Consider the following 24,527-nt stretch of genomic DNA (forward strand, 5'->3'; position numbering starts at 1 on the left):
GTATAGGCAGTCTTTTATGCTTAGCAGGAGGGTCAGCTAGCATGCTGCACAGCTATTTTACTGTGAAAGAAGCAGGAGAACACGAGATTGTTATAGAAAAATCGCGTTTTATCTGTCATTTAAGCCGTGTTTCTACCGAACAAGAGGCACAGGAATTTATACAGAAAATAAAGAAACAGCACTGGAATGCGACTCATAATTGCTCGGCTTATGTTATTGGCGAGAATGATCATATCCAAAAAGCCAATGATGACGGAGAACCAAGCGGTACAGCGGGAGTACCGATGCTCGAGGTTTTAAAAAAACGCAGACTGAAGGATACTTGCGCCGTCGTTACACGCTACTTCGGAGGCATTAAGCTTGGGGCTGGCGGACTAATTCGCGCTTATGGGAAATCAGTGTCTGAAGGATTAAATCATATAGGTGTTGTAGAACGGAAGCTTATGCGAATCATGCATACTTCTGCAGATTACACATGGCTTGGCAAGATTGAAAATGAATTAAGGGAGTCACAATTTCTGTTAAAGGAAATCCATTATTCAGAAAATGTTGAATTCGAAACTTACGTCGAAGAAAAAGAAACAAACGCTTTTTCTGAATGGATGACAGAACTGACAAATGGAAAGAGTGATATTAAAGAGGGAGAGTTGACGTATCTTGAAAAAGCCGTCAATCACATAAAGGAGACTGAATAATGGCTGAACGCGTTAGAGTGCGTGTGCGAAAAAAGAAAAAGAGCAAACGCAGGAAAATTATAAAAAGAATAATGTTATTGTTCGTCCTCGCATTATTAGTAGTTGTGGGGCTTGGCGGATATAAACTTTATAAAACCATAAACGCTGCGGATGAATCGTACGATGCCCTATCCCGCGGGAATAAATCAAATCTTCGCAACGAAGTTGTAGACATGAAGAAAAAACCGTTTTCTATTTTATTTATGGGAATAGAGGATTACGCGACTAAAGGACAAAAAGGGAGATCAGACTCTCTTATTGTTGTTACCCTGGATCCCAAAAATAAAACCATGAAAATGCTGAGCATTCCGCGTGACACACGTGTGCAATTAGCTGGTGACACAACGGGAAGCAAGACGAAGATCAATGCCGCTTACAGTAAAGGCGGTAAAGATGAGACAGTTGAAACTGTTGAAAACTTCTTGCAAATCCCGATTGATAAATATGTCACAGTTGATTTTGACGGATTTAAAGATGTGATTAATGAAGTCGGCGGTATTGATGTAGACGTGCCTTTCGATTTCGATGAAAAAAGTGACGTAGACGAAAGCAAACGGATTTACTTCAAAAAAGGCGAGATGCATTTGAACGGCGAAGAAGCCTTGGCATATGCCCGGATGAGAAAACAGGATAAACGCGGAGACTTTGGCCGTAATGACAGACAAAAACAAATCTTAAACGCGCTGATTGACCGCATGTCAAGTGCAAGCAACATTGCTAAAATTGATAAAATCGCAGAAAAAGCCAGCGAAAACGTTGAAACCAATATTCGCATTACTGAAGGTTTAGCGCTTCAGCAGATTTACAGCGGCTTTACCAGCAAAAAAATCGACACATTGAGCATTACAGGTTCTGATTTGTATTTAGGGCCTAACAACACATATTACTTTGAACCTGATGCTACAAATCTCGAGAAAGTCAGAAAAACGCTTCAAGAGCATTTAGATTATACTCCTGATACAAGCACTGGCACTTCCGGTACCGGAAGTGCAACAGACGGGACTGACAGCTCAAGCAGTTCTGGCAGTTCTGGCAGCACTGGCACAACAACTGACGGGACGACGAGCGGAAGCAGCTATTCGAATGACAGCAGCACAAGCTCAAACAACAGTACAACGAATTCAACAACTGATTCATCCTATTAAAAAATGCCCGGTCCTTTTAAAGGATCGGGCATTTTTGCGCAGAAAAAAACTCCGGAACATAAGCCGGAGTTTTTAATTCCTTTTCACCAGCCGTTTATAAAACTTTGTAAACGGCTTAAATTTTTCATTCACGAGTCCTGTCACTTCTGCTATGATTTGCATAAAAATAATTAAAATGAAGATAATAAACAAAGAAAGCCAAATTGTGGCACTTTTAAGTACAATCGCACTGATACTGAAAATAAATCCAATTAAATAAATAACTAAGACCGACATCCGATGTGAAAGGCCAAAGGCCATCAGTCTATGGTGAATATGCGACTTATCAGGCGCTGAAATCGGCTGTTTGTTTAATATTCTCCTGATGATAGCAAATGTTGTATCAAAAATCGGTACGCCTAATATAATAATCGGGATAACGATACTGAACAATGTGACACTTTTATACAGGCCTAATAATGAAAGAATCGAGATACTATACCCTAAAAACAGTGATCCCGTATCTCCCATAAAGATTTTTGCCGGATGGAAGTTGTAAAACAAAAACCCCAGCGTGCTGGCAATAACGACTAATGAGAGTGACAGAATGAGCACTTTTCCGCCGGATAGCGCCATGACAGCAATCGTTGACAGGCCGATAACAGAAAGACCGGCAGCAAGGCCATCCAATCCATCAATCAGGTTAATTGCGTTCGTGATGCCGACAATCCATAATACCGTCAGCGGATAAGCCATCCATCCTAACTCAAATCGTTCTGTTAAAAAAGGTACTGAGAAAAAGTCCATTTTTAAGCCGGTGCTTACAATCATAATGGCTACACCTAATTGAATCAAAAACTTAACTTTTGCACTTAATTGATATTTATCGTCAAGAATACCTAACACAATAATGATGAATGCTCCGACTGTAATTGCCGTCATCCTTGTTTCTGTGTAAATACCGGATGCAAGCACGCCTGCAACCACCCCGATAAATATGGCCAGCCCGCCCATGCGGGGCATGATTTTGTCATGTACTTTTCGATTGCTGGGCTGGTCAACTGCACCTATTTTAATCGCAATCCTTTTTACGATTGGGGTTATGATTAAAACTGTCAGCAGCGAGACAATAAACGCAACAACAATGCGAATCATGCGTTCGTCAAGCATAAAGAAGTCTCCTTTGGAATTAAATGAAGTCTTTATTTATATAGAGAACCGTTCCTTCCATTATACCTTCTCCTTAGTTATTATAACAAGCTTCATCAAAAAGAAACACGTATAATCAAAAAACGCGCATCCCAATTTATAGGACTACGCATGTTTTTGAATCCCTGTATATTTCATAATTTGTCTAAATAAGCAATTCCAATCTTGTGTGCGAGCGATGTTTCGGCGCATTTCTTTATAGGTTTCGTCTCCGTTTTGTTCGAGAACTTTTTCACAAGCTGCTATAAAATCAATTGGATGATCACCTTCTACATATTCGTATACATACGGCTTTTGCATTTTTGAGGTTGACGGAAGATTAGAGCCGACGACAGGTTTTCCTGCCGCTAAAAATTCAAATAGTTTCAGCGGAAACACAGCTTGATTATACGATGATTTTTTATATGGCATGATGCCAATGTCGATAAGCTCCATAAAATGCGGAACTTCTTTCGGATCTGCCGGACCGGTCCATATAACATTTGGAAGTCTCAGCAGCTCTTGAAATGAAACGTCACCATTGGTGGCATCCGGGCCAACCCATAAAAATGTCCAATCAGGCTTTTGCAGGGCGGCTTCTTCAATCATTTTAAAATCGAGCTTCGGTTTAATTCCGCCGATAAAACCTAACACTGTTCCTTCTCTCCCCTGCAGTATACTGCGATCGGGAGCTTGTTTATTTGCAGAAAACATCTCATACTCCACACCGTTTTCCACAGTATGAACCTTTTCTCGTCCTGCAGTCAGTTTTTTGTCTACTTCCTTGTGAAGATAATCTGATGAACAGGTTATTGAATCTGCTCGTTGTATAATTCTCAGCTCTGCCGTTTTAATGACTTTTCGCCGGAATTCAGACAGCAGATTTGATCGGCCGCTGATCGGCGCCGCCCATAGGTCACTGCAGTCATAAATGACCTGATCCCAAGGATACAGCGAAGACAGCAGCGGGAATCCGGGAAACGTGTACCATAAACAGCAGCGTTCACCGTTTGCAGAAGCAGGTGTAAGCTCATCGAGTAATGGGGAGAGCTTATGTCTGTAAAAGACATCTGTATATCGTCCGAAACGAAACATTTTTTTCTGCAGCAGGTCTTTGACAGCGAATTGCCTGATGCCAGAATGGACTTCCTGAAACTCTTTCCCTTGGGCACGCGGAGCCGGACATACCCAAATAACTTCCTTCGTTTCCTCCTGAGCAGCTAAAAATTCTGCCAGCCGGTGCCTTCTGTATCTCAATTGGTCTTTTCCCCATTCAGCAGTGGCAACGATGACATGAATGATTGCTTCTTTTGTTTCCACCTTCATCACCTTTTCTCTCTGTTTGCGGCTATAATCTTTTTTTCACCGCGTTTTTTGCATATTGAACAAAACACCATGTTGCTTTCATAAAATGAAGCCGTTCGATCTCCCTGTAGACAAACCACGTTTTTTTCGCAGCCTTCCATTTGTTGCTGGAAATTGAGTTATTGACAAGCCGATATTCAGCCAGGCATTCATTCATTCCATAGGCAGTAAATCCTTTTTTTAAAAGAGACAGCCATGTGGCTAAGTCCTGTCTCGTTCTGATATTCGGCATTTGGATCTGTCCCGTTTGCTCCCTGTCAATCATCACCGTCAAGCAGCCGATAATTGTATTTTTCAGGGCGTCATCGTACGTCAGGCTTTCCGGCGCATGAATAAATTTATCGAGTGGGGTCCCGTCCTGCGCCATTAAGCTGTAGCCCGTGAAAGAAAACGCACAGGAGCGCTCCATCATAAACTCAAGCTGCTTTTCCAGTTTGTCTTTTTTCCATTTGTCATCACTGTCCAAAAATGCTACGTAGCGCCCTTGAGCGCGTTCCAACGCTTTGTTGCGAGCAACCGCAGCTCCGGAGTTCTCTTCCAGATACACCACATGAATTCTTTCGTCTATTTTTTCATACTGCTGTAAAATGTCGCGGGTCCCATCCGTTGAGCAATCATCCACGATAATCATTTCCCAATGAGGATGGCTCTGATCTAATACCGAATGAACCGTGTCTTCAATATAGTCACGCGCATTATAGGAAGGTGTAATGACAGATACGAGAGGTTTCCAATTGGTCATGATCACATCTCCATCGTATGATTTTAAAAGGATTCCCTGAAAAATTCAGGAATGACAACGAACATAAAGGCAATCGTAAGGCCAATCATAACGCCGAGAACTGCTTTCTTTTTCGGAGACATTCCGCCGCCTGCTGTCTCACTTACGGTTTCGGAATCAGTAACACTTGCCGCTTTCAGGTTAAGCTGTGTGTTTTTGAGCTCATACAAAAATCTCTCTTTATCCACTTTGGAATCCTCGCTCACCGACTCGCCTTCAAGCGCGTCTATGCTGCTGCGGATGACGGCTTCTCTTTCTGCATACAGCTTTTGATCGTTTTTGAGGAAGGTGGAGGAAATGGCTTTTAAGACAGATTCCGTTTTATCCTTATCCTCGTCGCTATAGCTTAAAGTCAGTAACGATTTGGATTCCGTTTTGATGGTAAGCTTCTCTTTGATCTCTGCTACATCTTCATCCTTTTCATCAGGAAGCGCCTCCTTCAAAAAAGAGTCGCTCTTTAATAGAAGCGGAATCTCTTCTGTGCTGTTATAAACCGGATGATCATAGCTCCCCACAGCCAAAGTATCTTCAGCTGTATAGCTCTTTTGATCAGCGATCTGTGACGGCAGGATATACCCCGCCGCACCTAATATAATTGGCACCGCTATGATCCAAATGATATTTTTTTTTATGCGACGGGCTATTCTTATCAATATATCGTTCATATAAGTCTCCCTGCTTTTTGTAGTCTGTTTATCTGTACATCGGCTCAGGCATTTGTCTGGATCGCCTTAACACATTCACGGCTGCGATGACGAGCGCCATAAACACCCAATGGAAAAATAAATTTGAAACAGAGCTTGGGCTGATACTTGATACCAGGAAACTGACCATAGCGGTAATAAGTCCTTCTGTGATCAGTTTTGACTGATTTTCTAATTTTCTTTCATAAAACTTGTAAAGCACCCATATGAGGTAGGCATAAATGGACAGGTATCCCAGCATGATGAACAAGCCAAAATTAGCCAGAATTTCAACAAGCCAGTTATGCACCTCTGCCACATTGTCAGTATCATATACAGCATAATGCTCAAGATAATAGGATACATTTCCTGCTCCGACTCCGAATCCGTATGAATCAAGGAAAAAATGCCAAGCGTTTTTCAGCAGATTTGCCCGAGCCACATTTGATGGAAGCCTGTCATGAAATGAATGCAGCGTCTGCGGGGCCAGAAACAGCTCCCAAAACTTTGAATAGATTTTGCTGGCGAAAAGAACTGCGAAAAGAGCAATTCCCGCCGCCGACAGCCATATAGCCATTTTCTTTAAAACAGGCGGCAATACAATGAAGATGTAGACAGCAATACCTGCAAAAATACCCAGAAGGCTGGCTCTTGAACCAGTGGCAAAAATTAAATACAACGCACAGAGCGAGAGCACAAGGCCAATTGCCCTGATGTATCCATTCTTAATGTTTTTCATCATCGTGATGTAAAAAAAGAAGCTGATGGATAAAAAGGTCGCAAAGTCATTTTGATTAAAAAAGACCGATGTCGGATAATGCTGCTTATACTCCGGTCCGCTGTACAATGTGGAACTCGCAAGATGATGGTGGGTGATATGATTGTAAAAACCAATGATCATCAGAAATACCGTCATCACCAGCCAAATGGCATAAACAATCATCAGCCGCTCCATTTTTTGCACGTACATGACAATAAGATAAATGAAGAAAATTCCCATTGCCAATAAGGCTAAATATTTGAGGCCGGCTGTTACCGACTTGGCCCACAGCAAAGAAACAAGGCCATATATAAACCAAAAGGCGAAAAAGAGCAATATCCCTTTTACTTGCAGCCCATGCCATCTTTCAATATGGGTTCGATTCCGAACCATGCCGAAAATATGAAGGCAACCCGCTGCAATGAGCAGAAGCCGGTAAAGGAACAAACTGAAAAATCCAAGATGAATGGCGAAAAATGCATTATTTAAAAAAGTGCAGGCGATCAAAATATAGATTACAGCCATAAAGAACCGTTCTTTTGTTGTAAATGCGGTTGCAAGCGTCAGTAAAAACAGGCCAATTGCCAACACCGCAAGCGCAGCAGCCATCTGCATGAAACCTATATCTTTATGGATGGCTCCCAGCAATAGGACGACTCCAAATATAGCAGCGGCCAGTAACGCTAGCGTATGGACCGCTGATCGTTTGATACTCACATGTTTAACCCCTTTCCTGATGTTTCAGGAGCCGGCGGCCGAGCCTAGCAGCCGGCAGCTTCAACCAAGTAACACTTTTTCTTTTTATAAATTGACGCTTCCCAAGTCTTTAGCCAATTCTTCAAGCGGCAAGCCCGGAAAATACTTGTCAGAGGGTTCCGTTCCCCGAACAGCGGGACGGCCGATAGAGTGATAAATGTATCCGGCTGCCTGCATCTCTTCAAGTGAAAATAAATTTCTGCCGTCGATGATGACTGGCTGTTTTAAGAGGTTTTTTACTTTTACAAGCTCCATTTCTTTCACTTCCGGCCAATCCGTTAAAATCAGGCATGCCTCAGTGTCTTCAATCGCAGCATACACATCTGTGTAATACTCGACCTGTTCGCCAAGGATCGCTGAAGCTTCAGGAATAGCAATCGGATCGTATGCTTTTACATGGGCGCCCAGCTGCTGCAGCATTGGGATAATATCAAGCGCTGGAGCGGATCTCACATCGTTCGTATTCGGTTTGAAGGCTAATCCCAGGACTGAAATGGTTCTCCCTTTGACGCTTCCCATAACAGTCAAAAGTTTATCTACAATATGAACACGCTGCTTTTCGTTTGTTTCAATGACAGCTTCGATGAGCTTGAATGGATAGCCTGCCGATTTTGCGATTTGAAGCAACGCGGTTGTATCCTTTGGAAAACATGAACCGCCGAATCCAATACCCGCTTTAAGGAACTTTCTGCCGATACGGCTGTCAAGACCAACACCATCAGCAACTTTTGAAACGTCTGCGCCGACTCGCTCACAAATGTTTGCAATATCGTTGATAAAGGAAATCTTTGTCGCCAGAAATGCATTCGCGGCGTACTTAATCATTTCTGCACTTTCTAGGTTTGTTTTAATGACAGGAGCATGGAATGGCTGATGAAGTTCCTCAATGATGGCAGCGGCTTTATGACTTGTTGAACCAATCACGGCACGCTCCATATTCATCGTGTCATGAATCGCTGACCCTTCCCGAAGGAATTCAGGGTTAGATACAACATCAAATGAGTATCTCCCCTTTGAGGCTTTTTGAACGATAGATTGCACCAGTTTCCCTGTTCCAACCGGGACTGTGCTTTTATTTACGATCACTTTGTAGCCGTTAAGATGCTCACCGATTGTTTTCGCCGCCGCTTTGACGTACGTTAAATCAGCTTCACCTGTTTTGGACATAGGCGTTCCGACTGCAATATAAATAATATCTGAGGCCCGAATGGCGGACGGGATATCGTTCGTAAAGGTCAGGCGCTGATCCAGCACATTTTTTTCAACTAAGTCTGCAAGCCCTGGTTCATAGATTGGGATTACCCCATTTTTCAGACTTCTGATTTTTGATTCATCGATATCACAGCAAACAACTTTATTGCCGATCTCCGCAAAGCAAGTGCCTGATACGAGTCCTACATAACCTGTTCCAATGACAGCTATTTTTTTCACAGCGCTCATCCCTCTCCTGTAAAATGATCTTCCTATTTATATTGGTCGCAGTTTCTTACGATTAAACGGACGTTTTCGTGACCGTCTGATACTGATGATGCAAGGCCTTGGCGTTTTTTCCTGCGTCAAATTGAGCCTGCACGGTTTCATATAAGTCATCTGCTACTTCCGGCTTCCATATTTGCTCATGTTCGTACCGAGTGATCGCTTCCGCCAAGGCTTGAGCGGATTTCGGTTTAATCAGCAGATGTTGGTGCTTTCCGAACAAAGACGACACTCCGCCAACATCCGTACAAATAACAGGAACCCTTAGCGCCAGCGCCTCAATCACAACAGTCGGCATCCCCTCACTGTAAGAAGGAAGCACGAATAGATCTGCCGCAAGTAAATAGTCTCTTACCTGATGATTCGGGACTTGGCCTGTGACGATATGCCCCTTCTGCGTCAGCGTCGATTTTGCGGGACCATCCCCGACAAAGACTGCCTTAGGAGAGTCCTGCAGCGATTCGATCGCTTCAGACAGTTCAAAAATGCCTTTCTCTCTGACCAGCCGGCCGACATAGACAGCCAGACGCTGATCGAGCGGGAGTCCGAGTCTTTTTCTGATTTCCTCTTTCGTCTCCTCATTCTCCTGAAAACGGCTGAGCTGTATGCCGATTGGCAAAACCGAGCTGTCAAAGCCCGAAAGCTTTTTGGCTTCTTCCTGAAGCTTGTGGCTGACTGCTAAAACAACTGATGCAGAACCTACGGCACGCTTAAAAGCTTTAAACGCTCCTTTGCTGTAATGCGGATAGACATTCACATCACTGCCATGCAAGGTCAGGACATAAGGAATTTGCGCTGACTCTGACACGACTGCCGCAGCCCCGCCCGATGGCATGGCAAAATGAGCATGGATCAGATCCGGATATAGGCCGCGCTGTTTCATGGTTTTTAAAACGGCTGATGCGATTCTCCGATGAGGCTGCGCCCACTTCAGCTGGCCGGGAACTGCCCGATAGAAAGGCCGGTAAACCGGTATTCCCTTTCTAATCTCATACTCCGGTCTGGCATCCTTTTTTCGATATGTCTTTTTCAGCATGCGGACAGGCGCTGAATGAAAAGGCCGTGGGCATATCACAGTGATATCAAGCCCGAGTTTTTGCAGCTCTTGCACTTGTGTCTCATGAAACACACCCTCACCGGGTTTCATACTGCTCGGATATACGCTTGTGATCCACAAAATCTTCATGACAAACGTCCTTTTCTTAGTAGTTTGCTTTTCGTTTGAGGGTACGCTTTTACCAAAAGAAAGAGATAGCACAGCGCCCCGGCCGCAACTGAAATGGCCAGCCGCATTTCTGCCTGCATACTGAAGTGTTCGGTACTGAGGCTTACACCAAACGCGATGATGCCCATCGCCGCAGTAATCAGAAATGGCTTCATAATCGACTGGAAATAAGCTGAAAGGTTAAGCTTGATGACATATGCCAAAAGCCAGCGCCCGATCAGAAAATTAACAACGCTGATAATGGCATACACCCATGCGACTGTCAGCAGGCTTCCCGTCTGTACAGCTGCAAACAGTGATAATCCGTACAGCAGCAGCACGCCGGAATCCCAATAAAACGCTAAGTCAGCTCTTCCTTTAGCCAGCAACACAGATCCATTTGGATTCATGAGCACTCTTAGTATTCCGACAATCGCCAGAACATTTAGGATCGGAACAGCAGCAAGCCACTTTTCTCCGAAAACCGCTGTGATAAAAGCGTCTGACACAGACACGAGCCCGATTAACAGCGGAAACGAAACAAGCGCCAGCATTTTTGTCATATTCAGAAAGCCTTCTCTGATCACGCTGTTTTCATATTTGTTTTTTGCGAAAACAGGGAATGCCACCCGTGTGACAATCGGATTGATCTTCAAAACCGGAATGGTGACAATCTGATAAGCGAGGTTATAAATCCCCAATGCTTCAGCACCAATAAACCGGCCGATCAAAATCATGTCGATATTTGCTCCCAGCCTGTTCACAAGACGGGATGAAAGCTGAAAGGCTCCAAAAGAAAAGAAATCCTTCATGCCTCTCAAATCAAAAACAAAAGCAGGATGCCACTTTTTTCGGTATACAGCCCAATATAAAATCCCTTTACTGGACTGCAGCAGGACTTGAGAAATCACGTACGCCAAAATCGCATCCATCATAAAAACCGCTATCGCTAAATATCCGAATGACAATACATTTGAAAAAATCTCTATTTTGCTTAACGTATTAAAATGCAGCTGCTTTTGCAGCATATACTGATATTGCTGTCCAATTGGCGCGATCAAAAACATAATCGCCAGAATCCGAACCAGAAACACCAGCTCTTCTCTTTGATAAAATCCCGCAATGACAGGACTGCTCACATATAAAAGAACAAACAGCAAAACGCCCGTCATAATGTTAAGCCAATACAATGTTGACAGCTGGCGCTCCGTCGCGTCGTCTCTCTGAATTAATGCTGCGCCAAAACCCATATCGAGCACAATCTGGGCGAAAACTGTAACCGTTGTGATCATGCCGACAAGCCCAAATTCTGTTAAGGTCATCATATTTCCAAGCAGGGCAAACTGAACAATTTGTATGATTGTAATACACATGGTTGAAATACTTGTCCACTTTGCACCGCTCATGATTTGTTTTGTAATACTTGGCATCATATTCCCTACTTCTTTTTAAGCTCAGATTGATGGTGAATAATGGCATTCCGTTTTATCTTGCACCATCACCCGTCCAAACTACTTTACAAGTTTTTAACATAATTTTTAATTCTAAAGTGAAAGTCAGATTGCGAATGTAATATAAATCAAATATCAGCTTTTCCTTCGGCGTCATATCGTAACCGCCGTTCACTTGAGCCCAGCCGCTCAATCCCGGTTTAACAGCCAGACGCTGTGTAAAGCCTGGAATCTCATTCTGGAATTTTTCCGTAAATACGGGCCGTTCCGGACGAGGGCCAATCATACTCATATCGCCTTTCAGCACATTAAACAGCTGAGGAAGCTCGTCAATTCTCGTTCTTCTGATAAAAGCTCCGATCCTTGTCACCCGCGGATCTTGCTTCTGTGCCCAAACCGCCCCAGACTTCTCGGCATCTATTTTCATGGAACGAAGCTTATAAAGCTTAAATGGTTTCCCGCCTTTCCCTACGCGTTCCTGCGTATAAATGGCAGGCCCCGGCGTCTCCAAACAAATCAATATTGAAAATACCGCAATCATTGGCAGCGCAATCGCCAACCCAATGAGCGCAAACCAAATATCCATTACGCGCTTTATTGCCAAATAACGAGCCGTCTTTTCAGATAATGTAAAAGAATGTATTTGCTGAACTGAGAATTCACGACTCACATTCATGCTTTTCTCTGCACTCACTGACACACACCTCACGATTTGTTTGGGATGTTATGATGACCTATGCCAGTCAGTTTAGCAGACGGATGTTAATTGGATGTAAATGGTATGTTAAGAAGTGTGAATTTGTTATTTTTTCTGACATTTATCCGTAAACTTTTTATTGTTTTAGACACTTTTTTTAAAAATTAAGCATATTGTTTAAAAAAAGAGACAAATCATTTTACTGATTTGTCTCTTTTCGTTGTGAAGCATTTAATATTGAAAATAAAACTTTGATTTAGAGGTTAACAGCTTGTATTGAACCTCAACCATTTTACTAAAGAATAACATGGATTTTCGTTCCACATTCCTTGTGTCCAAGACAATTGCTTGGTTATCCACTTTTGCACTGATTTTATTTTGAGAAGTGTTTATCGCAAATTCAATTAATCGCTCTTTCTTTACATGAGCAAGCTGTTCAAGCAAACTCTGCACGTTTACCGTCAATTTTGTGCAATTAGGCTCTAACTCTATACGTTTTACCGGTAATGAGATTTCAGACTGTCCGGTATTCACAATCATTTTTGAATGATTTGGCAAACAGATTTGCTTATCTTTAAAAATAAATGATAAATCTTTTGATTCAGTTTCATATGAAAGTTCTGCTTCTGTATAGGCATGTTTCTTTATATCAATCGAAAGATTATCGTAGTTCATTGTGAAATATGGTCTTGCACTGAAGACAAACAACGCATTATGCCCTAAATACATCGTGTTTGTTGAATACTTATACGCAGCACGCTTGTTTCCGATTCTCGCCCTTAATTTATAACCATCTATTGATGATTCAATAAAGAAATCCCAAACGCCTAAATCTTCTTCTGCAGATGCCAGTTCATCAAACTTGCACTCAAATGTAAATGTTGAATTTTCATACTTAGCCGGCGCGATATATTTTTCCGCCTTTGTATCGCGATGAACAAATATTCCTGTCAGAGATTGATTTTGATTCGTTTCATCATCCAACAATTTGTGTTTAATGGTTCCTTGAATGCTGAGGCTGTGATCGCTAAATTCAATATTCTGCAGATAATGTTCAAGCTTATTTTTATAATTTACTTTTAATAACTCTTCAGAAATTGGATAGCGTTCTAAGCTCGGATAACGTGCAATTAAATCCCCATTATTTACAACACAGAACTTTTTAATGTCTTGTTCTTCACGCTCATACTGGGTTAACCCCTGCAAATCATTATTCCGAATAAACAGCAGCCGCAATTTGATATGCGGAAGCACAAATTGGTCAGCCTCTTCAGGTACTGCATGAATAAATGAGGACAAATATTTAAACCATTCAGCTCTTTCTTCATCTGTCTTCATTTTTATTGTGACATTTTTTGTCCGCGAAAAATCGAAATGCCTGTTTAAAAATACTGCCATCAGTTTCGTTTTTCTTGCTTCTTCCAGATCACTAGCCTTGATAGCAGAGATAATATCTTCCATTGCTCCATAAAAGTTCTCTGGGGGAACATAAGCAACACTCATATGTTCACCGTCTCTTTTGACCAGATAGTAATAATCATAGTCAGCTGAAACAGAAATCTTCTTTGCTTTTAAATAAGCGTTCATTGTGAAGACTTGATCTTCCGCTGCTTTTATGTGAGTAGGGAAGATGATTTGATTTTCTTTTAAAAGTGAGGCTTTAAACAGTTTTTGGGGTCCCAATGTGAAAACAATTTTGGAATCAACCAAATCAACATCTGGGTTTGTTTCCTTAAACATTGATTTGGGAACACCTCGGCCGTTTATCCCTTTTAACTTACCTAAAGTAATATCTGAATCATTCTCTTTTGAGAAATTGTACCATCTTAACAATGCTTCATTGCCTAGATAGTCATCGGAATCAACAAACAGGATGTATTCACCTTTGGCAATTTTTATTGCATCATTCCGCGGCGCACCTGGACCGCCTGAATTTACGATTCTTTCAACAACAACAATATTGTCATATTTCTTTTTATATCGATTCAAAATGTCTAAAGATGAATCCGTAGATTTATCATCGACACATATAATCTCATAATCCTCTTTTGGCATCGTTTGGTTAACTAAGCTATCAAGACATTCGGAAATAAGATCTTCTGAATTATATACAGGGATAACAATGCTTATTTTCATCGATTACCTCACTACCCTAATGGATCGGTTATATTTTTGCCTGATAATTATATCAAAAACATCTGTCAATAAGAATAGGCCTAACCTTAAATTTTGTTAAACTTTTACATAGCATATGTGGTTTAAAATTTTTCTCATTTTATCGTATAAAAAAGCTTGCCGGCAATTCCTGATGGGTTCTGCCGGCAAGCCGCTATTGATGTCTACTAATTTAATCCCCTAATAATATCCAATGATTCCTTCATATATTGCTTGAGCTGCTTTTTCTTGATACAAAGCACTCTTTAACTTACTTGCGTCGTTCGCATTTGAAATGAACGCCAGCTCCGCTAAACTGCTCGGCATCGTTGATTCTCTGATGACATGGAAATTCCCGATTTTCACGCCGCGGTTTTGAGTATTGAGTGCTTTATAGAGTCTGTTTTGTATTTCTGTCGCAAGCCGTTTGCTGTTTTCTGACTCATATTTTGTATAATAGTAGGTTTCAGTACCGGTTGCTGCTGGGCTCGCTGAATTGGCGTGAATACTCACAAACAGGTTTGCATTATTGCTTTTTGCTTTTGCAACCCGCTCTGAAAGCTCTAAGAAAACATCTGTAGATCTGGCCATAATCGGAATGGCTCCACCATTGGAAAGTTTGCTGTTTACAAGCTTAGCAACGGCAAGGTTAACATCTTTCTCTTTTAAACCATTACCGACCGCGCCGCTGTCATAACCACCGTGTCCTGCATCCACAAATACCTTTTTGCCTACAATTACATTTTTAAGTTGGTTCACGACATTTGTTGTCACTGAAATAGTTCCCCCAAGAACTGTGAAGGTATTCTTGCTATTTGATCCGATGACTGTTCTTGTCGCAGTCGGCAATGAACCGGCGTCAGTAAATAGCATTGGGCGATTTTGCTTCGCCGCCAGCACAGAACCCGCTAAAGCATCTGCATATTGATAGCCATTGCTGACAAATGCAGCTTTTGATGAAGAATAATACTTTTTCGCTATGTTGGCAGCCACTTCAAAACGGCTGTTCCCGCCGATTCTTGTTGGTGATGGCAACTGGCTGTAAACGCTTTTTGAGACACTGATTTCTCCCCCGACCACAATAGTCGATGTTGTTCCTTTGCTGTTCATCGCATTTTTCGTTGGTTCGGGAATAGAGCTTGCAGTCGTCAGAAGAATTGGAATACCGTTACGGGCAGCATAAGAACCGATTGCCAGACTGTCAGCATATGCCGTTCCATTTGCGATTACTGCTTTTGAATTTGAAGACAATTTTTTAGAAATATTTTGAGCAACTTCATAGCGGCTTCTTCCGCCGATCCGTTCCACATTGGAAATACCCAATTTTTTAATGTCGCTTACAACGTTGTTAGAAACACTGATCGTTCCGCCAATGACGATGACCTTGCTCGGTTTAAGCTGGCTGATTCTGTCTTTCGTCGGTGCAGTCAGTTTAGATGATTCCGTCAATAAAATCGGGGCATTGTATTTATAAGCCAAAGGAGCAGCAGTTAATACATCGGCATACGCTGTTCCGTTTGCCACAACAACCGTGCCCGCACTGCTCCAGCCTTGTTTTGATACATTTACTGCAACCTCATATCTGCTTGCTCCATCCAGCCTTGTAACAGAGTTTGCCGCAAACGCATTTGGTACAAATAACACGACTCCTAGTATCAGCATAGGTATGCTTTTAAGAAAGATCCGCAAAGATAGTCCCTCCAAAGATTCATAATGATTCATAAATCAAATAACGAACAAAGGAGGCATCTCGCCTCCTTTGACTCTAACAATCTTTTAATAGCTTGATAGAGTTGTTCCCGGATAGTAAAAACTTAAAATTGTTGTATAAGATTGTCCGGCAGCTGCTCTGGCATTGGCTCCGTACTGACTCATGCCTATGCCGTGTCCGTATCCTTTACCGCTAATGAGAAAGGCGTTTGTATTGCTTGAGACAGAAGCATATGTACTCTTCATATTGGAAGCGCCAAGCATCGTTCTCAGCTCTGTTGCAGGTACAGTAATTGTTGCTGTTTTTTCACTGAGGCTTCCATTTGACAGGATATAGCCATTTGATTTTTCTTTCACGAAATATGAGAATGTGACGCTTGCTGTTTCCGGCCGCTGACCGGCAGTTTTCTCCGTGCTGAATTTCACACTGGATATTTTCGTGATTTTGATAGACTCGGCATTGCTGTATTTATTTTTAATAAACCAGCTTTTCAAACCGCTCAAATATGATGAGTTTGTTTCATTTTTAGAGCTCCACCATGAACCCGGGCTTTTCAGATTCAGACTGCTCTTATCAAGCTGGGTTTTATTTAAAGACAGAGACCAGCTGATTTGCGGGTCGTACGTATCTTTTTTGGCGATTAAATAAGGAAGCTGGCTGCTCCACACCTCACCGCTCGCTTCTGTGTAGCCGCCGTTGCTTGAGGAATACGTAGCAGAAATCAAATTCCCATTGTATTTCAAAACTTTTCCTTTTGTAGCTTCGACCACTTCTGAAGTTTTTGAATTCCAGTCATATCCGCCATATACCTGAAAAGCGGTGGTGTCTTGTACTTCTTTTCCGGCCGAACTGATGGAATAAGTTCTCGCTGCGACAGCTTGGGCTTTAAGCGCTTCTTTCTGCCAACTGGCCGGCATTTCATGAGGAACAACACCCTTTAAATAATCTTCAAAGGGGATATTCACATTGATTGGCCGAACATATTTGCCTGACTCTATTGTAAATTTCATGTTTCCGAGATATGGCGTTCCGTTCAGACTGATAGAATTTGTAGTTGCATATTTTTTAGGCTGTGCTGTAAAAGACGTTCCAAGCGTCTTGATTGCAGTACTGTTTTTATAAAGCACTAGGTTTCCGCCGGTTAACTTGACTGTATATCCAGTTCCTGCAAAAGTATCTGCCAGTTTGTTCTTTAACGTATCACTGATGGAAATGCTTCCTCCAAGCAGCGCAAATGACTGAGTTCCTTTTGACGCTACTACATCAGCGACTGGTGACGGCAGGCTGCCTGATTCAACCAGCAGTAAAGGGCTTCCCTGCTTTGCTGCAAGCACAGATCCCGTCAATGCATCCGCGAATGTTTGGCCGTTTGACATAAATACCTTTGTTGCTTTCATATTTAATTCTTTAACGATATTGGCAGATACCTCATATCGGGAAACGCCGCCAATCCGTTTCACAGTTGCCTTCTTTTTTAATGCAGCTTCCACACCAGTGCTGACACTCAACGGACCGCCGACAATTGTAACCTTGCTTGGAATTTTGTAATCACTGCGGATGTTATTGTCTCCCGCAAGTAAAATCGGATAACCGTTCATTGCAGCATATGGCGCGATTGACAGGGCATCCGTAAAGACCATGCCTGTGGCCACTACTGCCTGGCTGTAATTCCCCATCCGATCGGCTATGTTTTTAGAAACCTCGTAACGGGTTGCTCCGCCAATCCGATCGATAGAACCATATTTTTTTAATGTATTTTCTACATTTTTAGAAACACTGATTGTCCCGCCAATGATGAGAATATTGTCAGGATTTAATTTTGCAATTTCGCTTTCTGTTTTTGGTGTTAGCGAATCTGCGTCTGTTAATAAAATCGGTGCATCGTACTTTTTGGCAAGCGGGGTTGCTGAGAGCGCATCGGCAAAAGCGTCCCGATTCACAATGACCACAGTCGTTGGATTTGTCCATCCGGCAGAGGCGACATTATTGGCAACATCAAAACGGGTTGCTCCTCCATATCGCTCCGTATCCGCAATTCTTGAGCCGGGAATTTCATATCCGCCTGTGATATCGACATCCAAACTTGATTTGCTGCCTACATAATTACTCAGCTTAACCGAAATGGTTTTATCAGCGGCTTTCGCAGTCTGCATAAACGCCGGACATGCTACAGCCGCCGCAGTGACTGACGATAGAAGCAAGAGCTTCATTTTTTTCAAAACATGGAACCCCCTAAGAGTTTTTTATTACTTTGTCTCAAGATCCTTAAGCATTAAAGCGCCATTTGAATCTTTTGTATATTTGACAACAACTTTTTGCCCTTCTGAAATGCTGTTCATTTTGTCCTGAAGGTCTGAACCAACCTGAATCGACGTCTCTTTATCATCAATAGTGACTGCAATTGTATGGCTGTCTGCCAAACCGGCAAAAGTGCCTTCCTTCGTTACTGTCTCTTCTGCAGCTGCATCCTGGCTGTCTGAATTTGTTTCTGCTCCTGATGAGTTCTGAGCTGTGCCGCACGCAGACAAAAGAAGCAGCATTGAGAACATTAAAATAGCAATTTTTTTCATTCCTATATCACCTCTCCACTTTTTATCGACAATTTTAAGCTTATTTTAAGATTTCTTTCAAAACAACGAAAAATTTTTGCGGATTTTCTTAAAATACCGAAACATTTGTTACAAGGAGCCGTCTATTGTAAAGAATCAGACAAATTTTAGTTGTTTTCAAATATTAAGAAACTTATAATCGTACTAGATTACAAAAAAGCGAGGACTTTATTATGAGAGCTGAAAAAAGAAAGAAAAAAAGAAAGGCATTACTTGTCATTTTAGCCATTGTGGCCGTATTTGTACTCGGAACTGGCGGCTATGCATACTACTTATGGCATAAAGCAGCATCAACCGTGGCAAGTATTCATGAAAGCATTGATAAATCGAAAAAGAGGGATAAAGAGGTCAGTATCAATAAAAAAGATCCTTTTTCCGTCTTAATCATGGGTGTGGATGAACGCGACGGCGATAAGGGCCGTGCCGATACGCTCATTTATATGACCGTTAACCCAAAAACGAATACAACCGACATGGTCAGCATTCCGCGTGACACGTATACAAAAATTATCGGAAAAGGCACAATGGATAAAATCAACCATTCATACGCTTTCGGCGGCACGCAGATGACGGTAGACACTGTTGAGAACTTCCTCGATGTTCCGGTTGATTATTTTGTGAAAGTGAACATGGAAAGCTTTAGAGACGTTGTTGATACACTTGGCGGCATTACAGTTAACAGCACATTCGCGTTTAGTTATGACGGTTATTCGTTCGGCAAAGGAGAAATCACGCTGAACGGAAAAGAAGCGCTCGCTTATACCCGGATGAGAAAAGAAGATCCGAGAGGCGACTTCGGACGCCAGGATCGCCAGCGCCAAGTCATCCAAGGTATTATTAATAAAGGCGCTAATATTTCTTCCATCACGAAATTCGGAGATATGTTTAAAGTTGTTGAAGATAATGTGAAAACGAACTTGACCTTCGATAACATGTGGGATATCCAGTCCGATTACAAAGGTGCGCGGAAACATATTAAACAGCACGAACTAAAAGGTACAGGCACGAAAATCAATGGAATTTACTACTACCAAGCTGATGAAAGCGCCCTTTCCGATATTACAAAAGAGCTGAAGGAAAGCCTCGAAAAGTAAAACAAAAAAGAAGCTTCGCACAATGTGCAAAGCTTCTTTTTTATTTGCCTGTAAATGAATCCGGTTGTTCTTTCCGATACCCGTAATGAAACAGCAATTCTTCCACAATCCGGCGAGAAGCCTCTCCATCTCCATACGGATTAGAAGCCTGGGACATTTTCTTGTACTCATCATGATCAGTTAACAGCTGTTTTGCCAGCTGATAAATGTTTTCCTCATCCGTACCTGCAAGTTTCAGCGTTCCCGCTTCCACTCCTTCAGGCCGTTCCGTCGTATCACGCAGAACAAGCACTGGTTTCCCGAGAGATGGGGCTTCCTCCTGCACGCCGCCCGAATCTGTCAATATAAAATGCGATTTCGCTGCAAAGTTATGGAAATCAATCACCTCTAAAGGTTCAATCAGATGCACTCTGTCAGAATCACCAAAATGCTTCTGAGCCGCTTCCCGGACAACTGGATTCAGGTGCACAGGGTAAACGACTTGTACATCTTCAAATTCCCCTACAATTCTGCGGATGGCCTTGAACATATTTTCCATTGGCTCGCCCAAATTTTCCCGGCGGTGAGCCGTCAAGAGAATCATTTTATCCTCACCCACCTGCTCGAGAACAGGATGTGAGTAACCATCCCTAACCGTTGTGTTGAGTGCGTCAATCGCTGTATTGCCCGTTACAAAAATAGAGTCGGCCTTTTTGTTTTCTTTTAATAAATTGTCTTTCGCCTGGCCTGTCGGAGCAAAATGCAAATCAGCAATCGCCCCTGTCATCTGTCGATTGAGCTCTTCCGGAAACGGGGAATACTTATTCCCTGTACGGAGCCCCGCCTCCACATGACCGACAGCAATTTGATGGTAAAAAGCGGCTAGGCTTCCGGCAAACGTCGTCGTTGTATCACCATGGACAAGCACAATATCGGGTTTGATATCTTTAAACAACTCATCCAATTTTACAAGTGCGTTAGACGTAATCTCTGCCAGTGTCTGCCGCTCCTTCATAATGTTCAAATCGAAGTCAGGCTTGATATGAAACGCATCTAACACCTGATCGAGCATCTGTCTGTGCTGTGCAGTTACCGTTACATAGGAATCTATTTCAGGATATTTTTTCAATTCAAGCACAAGCGGTGCCATCTTGATCGCTTCAGGCCTGGTTCCGAAAACGGTCATCACTTTTAGTTTTTTCATATTTGTCACCTGGTTTCTTTGTTTAACGGGCTGTTAGATAGAATTTCGATTGGTCCGATTGTATAAATAGATCTACTTTCTTCTTTATTTTAAAGCACCATAGCTTTTTTTCAATATTTTTACTGCAAAAGTACACACTGACATCCTTTTTCGGAACCAATGTGGTTTTATAAGAATTAATGGATAAAACAATATTGGTGTTTTGTAAATAAGCCGGAGCAAACTTTTGCTGAACGAGATTCCGATCAACCTGTATCACTGTCCCATCAGCTGAACTGATTTGATTTTTTATTGGTATTAAAAACTCTTGGTTATTGCATTCGAGCAATAATAAAGATTGCTTCGGAAAAAACAATTGGCTTCCAGGAAATACGAACGTTAAATGCTGGTCCGAATCATTATCTCTGAATTCGACTTTCAGAACTTCCTGCTTTCTGATATCCACCGACAAATTATCATAGGTTTTAGTAAAGTACGGCCGTGCGCTGAAAGCATATTCCCCGTTATTCCCAATATATTTAGCATGTTTTGAATAAGGATACGGTTCTCTGCTGCTGCCAATTCGGACGCGTTTTTTATAGCCGTCTATCCCCGATTCAATAAAGAAATCCCACACACCAATATCTTCTTCATGAATAGCCAAATCAGTAAACTTCGTGAGAAATTCAAATTCTCCGTCCTTGGAATACACTGGAGAAATGATTTTTTCAGTTTTTCTATCACGGTGCACCCAAATGCCGTATAAAGTTTGCATAGCTTGATGCTCTGGTTGTAAAGCCGTGTGGGTAACCGACCCTCTTAATGTGAAAGTGTTGTCCTTCATTTGAAATTCGCTCACGTAATGACTGATTTTGTTTCTGTCATCAACAATCCGTTCATTCTCTGCCAAATGATATGAGATAAGGCTGGGATAGTTTGCTATGATATGACCATTTTTAACTGACGTATATTGGGCCATATTTTCTTTATCAGCTTCAAACTGCTTCAAGCCCTTTAGGTCATTATGGCGTACAAAGTGTAATTTTAACCGCGTATGAGAATGAACAAGCTTATCAATTTCCCGTGGTATATTTTGTTCAACAAAATGATGCAGCTCTGTCATCCATGTTTGCTGCTCCCGTTCGTCCTCGATTGTTACGGTAAAGTCCGTTGTTCTGGAAAAATCAAAATGACGATTTAAAAACTTCGCCATAAACTTCATTTTGCGATTATGTGAAAGACGGCTATTACGAATCATATCTATGATTACCTTCATTGCGCCATAGTAGCTTTGAGGCGCAACGTATGCAAACGTCATATGCTCGCCGTCATGCTGTACAGCATAGTAATAATCATAATCGGCCAAGACAGAAATTTTGTCCGCTTCTAAATAAGCCTGCATGACAAATACCTGATCCTCCGTAGCCTGTATATTAGAGGGGAAATATATGTCATGCATTCTAAGCAGTGAAACTTTAAAAAGTTTTGTCGGTCCTATTGAGTAAACAAGCGGAGATTTTACAAGATCCGCCTCAGGTTTCGTTTCCTTAAAAATAGCTTGCGGGACCGATCTGCCGTTTACACCGACCATTTTCCCAAGCACAATATCTGAATCATGCTGTTTTGCAAATTGATACATTCTCTCAAACGCTTCGATTCCTACATAATCATCGGAATCAATAAAAAAAATGTATTCACCGTTCGCAGCACGTATCGCCTGGTTTCGCGGCTCTCCCGGCCCTCCCGAGTTTTTTTCTCGTTCTATAACCGTTATATTAGAATACTGTTCACTGTACTTTTTTAATATTGAAACCGTGCCATCCTGAGAACAATCATCTACACAAATAATTTCGTACTCATTATTCGGCATGGTTTGTTGAACCAGACTATCCAGGCAGCGGGAGATAAAATGTTCTGAGTTGTATGTGGGTACTGCTGCAGTAATTTTCACCATGACACCTCTATCCTTATCCGCTTCTATTTCATTCACAAAAGCTCATATAATGAACAAAAACAGTATAAAAAAGCACTATTTCGTCATTTCAAATACTTCTTCCCATCTTTCAAATAATCGGGCTTCACTATATTCAGTATCCATTAAGTTCTTTGCGTTTTTTCCGTATTGAATGGCTCTCTCAGGGTTGTCGTACAAATAAATGATACTTTCAGCAAGCATGTCAATATTATCAGGTTCTACAAGCATTCCCGTTTCGTGTTCTTTTATGAGCTCCCTCGGGCTGTATTTCACATCAAAACTGACAACAGGGGTTGCGCACGAAAACGATTCACAAATCGCGAGACTAAACCCCTCAAATTTTGATGTTAATAATGTGGCAAGCGCCTGCTGATAAAATGGAGCAGGATTTGCGACATACCCTTTTAAATGTACATTATCTAACTTAAGATCATCGATCAATTGCTGGTATTCCTTATGGCCAGGACCGCTGCCATATATATTCAGGACAATATCCGGCCGGGATTTTTTTACGATTCCCATTGCTTTTATGACCTTATCGATCCCTTTTTCCTCATGATATCTGGCCACCATGACAAACTCGTTTTTCTTTTTTTCATACGTTTGTAATTTTTCAAGCCTTCTTGGTGCATGAGGAATAACAAAAATATTATTGTTCGACTCAAAATCCTTCATGATATCTTCTTTTTGTTCATTCGTTAATACGATCAGCCCGTCATAATCCTTAATATGCTCCATCGCATATTGATGATTGTTTCGAACTTTGCTGCCTAACGTATAAGGATAATCTAAATGATTTGAGTGAACACAGTAAAATCGTTTTGCCAATCCTGCACGCATTTCATTTACTTTTGAAGCACTTCCGACTCCATCACAGATGATAATAGGGTCCTTTTCTTTCTCACATAACGTTTCAAGCCAATGTGTATGAAACTGGTGCTTGTTTTTGAAAAATACAGCTTCCTTTTCATCACGGCCAAACAGCATAACTCCTTGACTGGCTCCTGTTTTAAAATGGTACCATTCTGTTAAATAACAGAAACCGTCGGGTGCTGTGTAGTGAATTTGATTGATTTTTCCGCTTCTTGTATCGAATATCACAGTTTTATTTACATAACCGCCATGAAAGAATTCTCGCTTTGTCATTTGCATATTTTCATTGAAATGATCTACATATAAAAGATTATCCGACTCATCCCATTTTTTCTTTTTTATATATAAGCCATTCTTGAAGTATTCCGTTTCTAATTTTTCCTCATTATGATGCGCAGCATATGGTTCTTCAAAGCGATTACAATTTTGATCATAGTAACTTTGTTGCGCTTCCCCAATTTTTATATGCTTATGCTGATTTTTATAGTCATCATAAATATTGAGGATATTTACATCAGCATGCAGCCTTCCAGCGCTCTTCAGCACTTGCTCAATCTGATCATAATTGTCTTTATAATCAAGTGTAACCAAATCGATTTTATGGCCGCGCTCCGCAAATGTAAAAGATCTTGACATCATAGAGCTTGTAATGCCGCCTTTTTCAATGTCTATTTCATATATTAGTGAAAAGATCCTTCTCATCTTCAAGCTCCTTCTTCTGGTAAAACCT

19 protein-coding genes are annotated in these 24,527 nt (G+C 41.7%); 3 read left to right on the forward strand and 16 right to left on the reverse strand.

What is annotated here, in order from left to right; translation table 11 throughout:
* Positions 1 to 41: 41 nt before the first annotated feature.
* Positions 42 to 695: a YigZ family protein gene (locus NX903_RS17310; RefSeq protein ID WP_003227979.1), complete on the forward strand. Its 654-nt coding sequence runs from the start codon at positions 42 to 44 to the stop codon at positions 693 to 695.
* A complete protein-coding gene (tagV, locus tag NX903_RS17315; RefSeq protein WP_144486774.1) occupies positions 695 to 1,879 on the forward strand; it encodes a polyisoprenyl-teichoic acid--peptidoglycan teichoic acid transferase TagV in 1,185 nt (394 codons plus the stop codon). The genes NX903_RS17310 and tagV overlap by 1 nt, the downstream gene beginning before the upstream one ends.
* A 72-nt stretch (positions 1,880 to 1,951) precedes the next feature.
* On the opposite strand, the gene NX903_RS17320 is transcribed toward tagV, so the two are convergent.
* The 13 genes from NX903_RS17320 to NX903_RS17380 form a co-directional block, all read right to left on the reverse strand.
* Positions 1,952 to 3,028, reverse strand: coding sequence for an MraY family glycosyltransferase (locus tag NX903_RS17320; protein ID WP_003227975.1), 1,077 nt, complete (start codon positions 3,026 to 3,028; stop codon positions 1,952 to 1,954).
* Between the two features lie 144 nt (positions 3,029 to 3,172).
* On the reverse strand, positions 3,173 to 4,366 hold the full coding sequence (gene tuaH / locus NX903_RS17325) for a teichuronic acid biosynthesis protein TuaH (RefSeq protein WP_086344626.1): 1,194 nt from the start codon (positions 4,364 to 4,366) through the stop codon (positions 3,173 to 3,175).
* Positions 4,367 to 4,394: 28 nt separating this feature from the next.
* A complete protein-coding gene (gene tuaG / locus NX903_RS17330) occupies positions 4,395 to 5,153 on the reverse strand; it encodes a teichuronic acid biosynthesis protein TuaG (RefSeq protein WP_003242619.1) in 759 nt (252 codons plus the stop codon).
* A gap of 23 nt (positions 5,154 to 5,176) precedes the next feature.
* Positions 5,177 to 5,857, reverse strand: a complete 681-nt coding sequence (tuaF, locus tag NX903_RS17335; RefSeq protein ID WP_015714805.1) for a teichuronic acid biosynthesis protein TuaF — start codon at positions 5,855 to 5,857, stop codon at positions 5,177 to 5,179.
* Between the two features lie 28 nt (positions 5,858 to 5,885).
* Positions 5,886 to 7,352: a teichuronic acid biosynthesis protein TuaE gene (gene tuaE / locus NX903_RS17340; protein WP_086344386.1), complete on the reverse strand. Its 1,467-nt coding sequence runs from the start codon at positions 7,350 to 7,352 to the stop codon at positions 5,886 to 5,888.
* Positions 7,353 to 7,436: 84 nt separating this feature from the next.
* Complete coding sequence (gene tuaD, locus NX903_RS17345; protein ID WP_033880429.1) at positions 7,437 to 8,822, reverse strand: UDP-glucose 6-dehydrogenase TuaD; 1,386 nt, start codon at positions 8,820 to 8,822, stop codon at positions 7,437 to 7,439.
* A gap of 61 nt (positions 8,823 to 8,883) precedes the next feature.
* Positions 8,884 to 10,053, reverse strand: coding sequence for a teichuronic acid biosynthesis protein TuaC (gene tuaC, locus NX903_RS17350; protein WP_077671013.1), 1,170 nt, complete (start codon positions 10,051 to 10,053; stop codon positions 8,884 to 8,886).
* Positions 10,050 to 11,501, reverse strand: a complete 1,452-nt coding sequence (tuaB, locus tag NX903_RS17355) for a teichuronic acid biosynthesis protein TuaB (protein ID WP_029725996.1) — start codon at positions 11,499 to 11,501, stop codon at positions 10,050 to 10,052. Before tuaB ends, tuaC begins: the two co-directional genes overlap by 4 nt.
* 55 nt (positions 11,502 to 11,556) lie before the next feature.
* The gene (locus NX903_RS17360) at positions 11,557 to 12,216 is read right to left on the reverse strand and encodes a sugar transferase (RefSeq protein WP_003242561.1); all 660 of its coding nucleotides are present in this window, start codon (positions 12,214 to 12,216) and stop codon (positions 11,557 to 11,559) included.
* A 234-nt stretch (positions 12,217 to 12,450) separates the two neighbouring features.
* On the reverse strand, positions 12,451 to 14,355 hold the full coding sequence (gene tarQ / locus NX903_RS17365; protein ID WP_144486776.1) for a (poly)ribitol-phosphate teichoic acid beta-D-glucosyltransferase TarQ: 1,905 nt from the start codon (positions 14,353 to 14,355) through the stop codon (positions 12,451 to 12,453).
* 219 nt (positions 14,356 to 14,574) lie between these two features.
* A complete protein-coding gene (locus tag NX903_RS17370) occupies positions 14,575 to 16,062 on the reverse strand; it encodes an N-acetylmuramoyl-L-alanine amidase (RefSeq protein WP_122894792.1) in 1,488 nt (495 codons plus the stop codon).
* 87 nt (positions 16,063 to 16,149) lie between these two features.
* Complete coding sequence (locus tag NX903_RS17375) at positions 16,150 to 18,303, reverse strand: SpoIID/LytB domain-containing protein (RefSeq protein ID WP_038427951.1); 2,154 nt, start codon at positions 18,301 to 18,303, stop codon at positions 16,150 to 16,152.
* A 27-nt stretch (positions 18,304 to 18,330) separates the two neighbouring features.
* Positions 18,331 to 18,654 (reverse strand): hypothetical protein, encoded by a 324-nt coding sequence (locus NX903_RS17380; RefSeq protein WP_015384797.1) that lies wholly within the window; start codon positions 18,652 to 18,654, stop codon positions 18,331 to 18,333.
* Positions 18,655 to 18,866: 212 nt separating this feature from the next.
* On the opposite strand from NX903_RS17380, the gene tagU reads away from it, so the two are divergent.
* Positions 18,867 to 19,787 (forward strand): polyisoprenyl-teichoic acid--peptidoglycan teichoic acid transferase TagU, encoded by a 921-nt coding sequence (tagU, locus tag NX903_RS17385; protein WP_015251104.1) that lies wholly within the window; start codon positions 18,867 to 18,869, stop codon positions 19,785 to 19,787.
* Between the two features lie 40 nt (positions 19,788 to 19,827).
* Here the strand turns inward: tagU and wecB are convergent, their stop codons facing one another.
* The 3 genes from wecB to NX903_RS17400 form a co-directional block, all read right to left on the reverse strand.
* On the reverse strand, positions 19,828 to 20,970 hold the full coding sequence (gene wecB / locus NX903_RS17390; RefSeq protein WP_077671010.1) for a non-hydrolyzing UDP-N-acetylglucosamine 2-epimerase: 1,143 nt from the start codon (positions 20,968 to 20,970) through the stop codon (positions 19,828 to 19,830).
* A 22-nt stretch (positions 20,971 to 20,992) separates the two neighbouring features.
* Positions 20,993 to 22,903 (reverse strand): glycosyltransferase, encoded by a 1,911-nt coding sequence (locus NX903_RS17395; protein ID WP_029318775.1) that lies wholly within the window; start codon positions 22,901 to 22,903, stop codon positions 20,993 to 20,995.
* 75 nt (positions 22,904 to 22,978) lie between these two features.
* Entirely contained in the window at positions 22,979 to 24,499 is a 1,521-nt protein-coding gene (locus NX903_RS17400; RefSeq protein ID WP_069703632.1) for a glycosyltransferase, read from the reverse strand.
* Positions 24,500 to 24,527: the final 28 nt, after the last annotated feature.

The organism is Bacillus sp. FSL R5-0576 (assembly GCF_038004765.1).
GTDB lineage: Bacteria > Bacillota > Bacilli > Bacillales > Bacillaceae > Bacillus > Bacillus subtilis.

Coding starts and splice junctions, on each gene's coding strand:
- NX903_RS17310 (WP_003227979.1), top strand. CDS start 42: ATGCTGCACAGCTATTTTACTGTGAAAGAAGCAGGAGAACACGAGATT.
- tagV (WP_144486774.1), top strand. CDS start 695: ATGGCTGAACGCGTTAGAGTGCGTGTGCGAAAAAAGAAAAAGAGCAAA.
- NX903_RS17320 (WP_003227975.1), bottom strand. CDS start 3,028: ATGCTTGACGAACGCATGATTCGCATTGTTGTTGCGTTTATTGTCTCG.
- tuaG (WP_003242619.1), bottom strand. CDS start 5,153: ATGACCAATTGGAAACCTCTCGTATCTGTCATTACACCTTCCTATAAT.
- tuaF (WP_015714805.1), bottom strand. CDS start 5,857: ATGAACGATATATTGATAAGAATAGCCCGTCGCATAAAAAAAAATATC.
- tuaC (WP_077671013.1), bottom strand. CDS start 10,053: ATGAAGATTTTGTGGATCACAAGCGTATATCCGAGCAGTATGAAACCC.
- tuaB (WP_029725996.1), bottom strand. CDS start 11,501: ATGCCAAGTATTACAAAACAAATCATGAGCGGTGCAAAGTGGACAAGT.
- tarQ (WP_144486776.1), bottom strand. CDS start 14,355: ATGAAAATAAGCATTGTTATCCCTGTATATAATTCAGAAGATCTTATT.
- NX903_RS17380 (WP_015384797.1), bottom strand. CDS start 18,654: ATGAAAAAAATTGCTATTTTAATGTTCTCAATGCTGCTTCTTTTGTCT.
- tagU (WP_015251104.1), top strand. CDS start 18,867: ATGAGAGCTGAAAAAAGAAAGAAAAAAAGAAAGGCATTACTTGTCATT.
- wecB (WP_077671010.1), bottom strand. CDS start 20,970: ATGAAAAAACTAAAAGTGATGACCGTTTTCGGAACCAGGCCTGAAGCG.
- NX903_RS17395 (WP_029318775.1), bottom strand. CDS start 22,903: ATGGTGAAAATTACTGCAGCAGTACCCACATACAACTCAGAACATTTT.
- NX903_RS17400 (WP_069703632.1), bottom strand. CDS start 24,499: ATGAGAAGGATCTTTTCACTAATATATGAAATAGACATTGAAAAAGGC.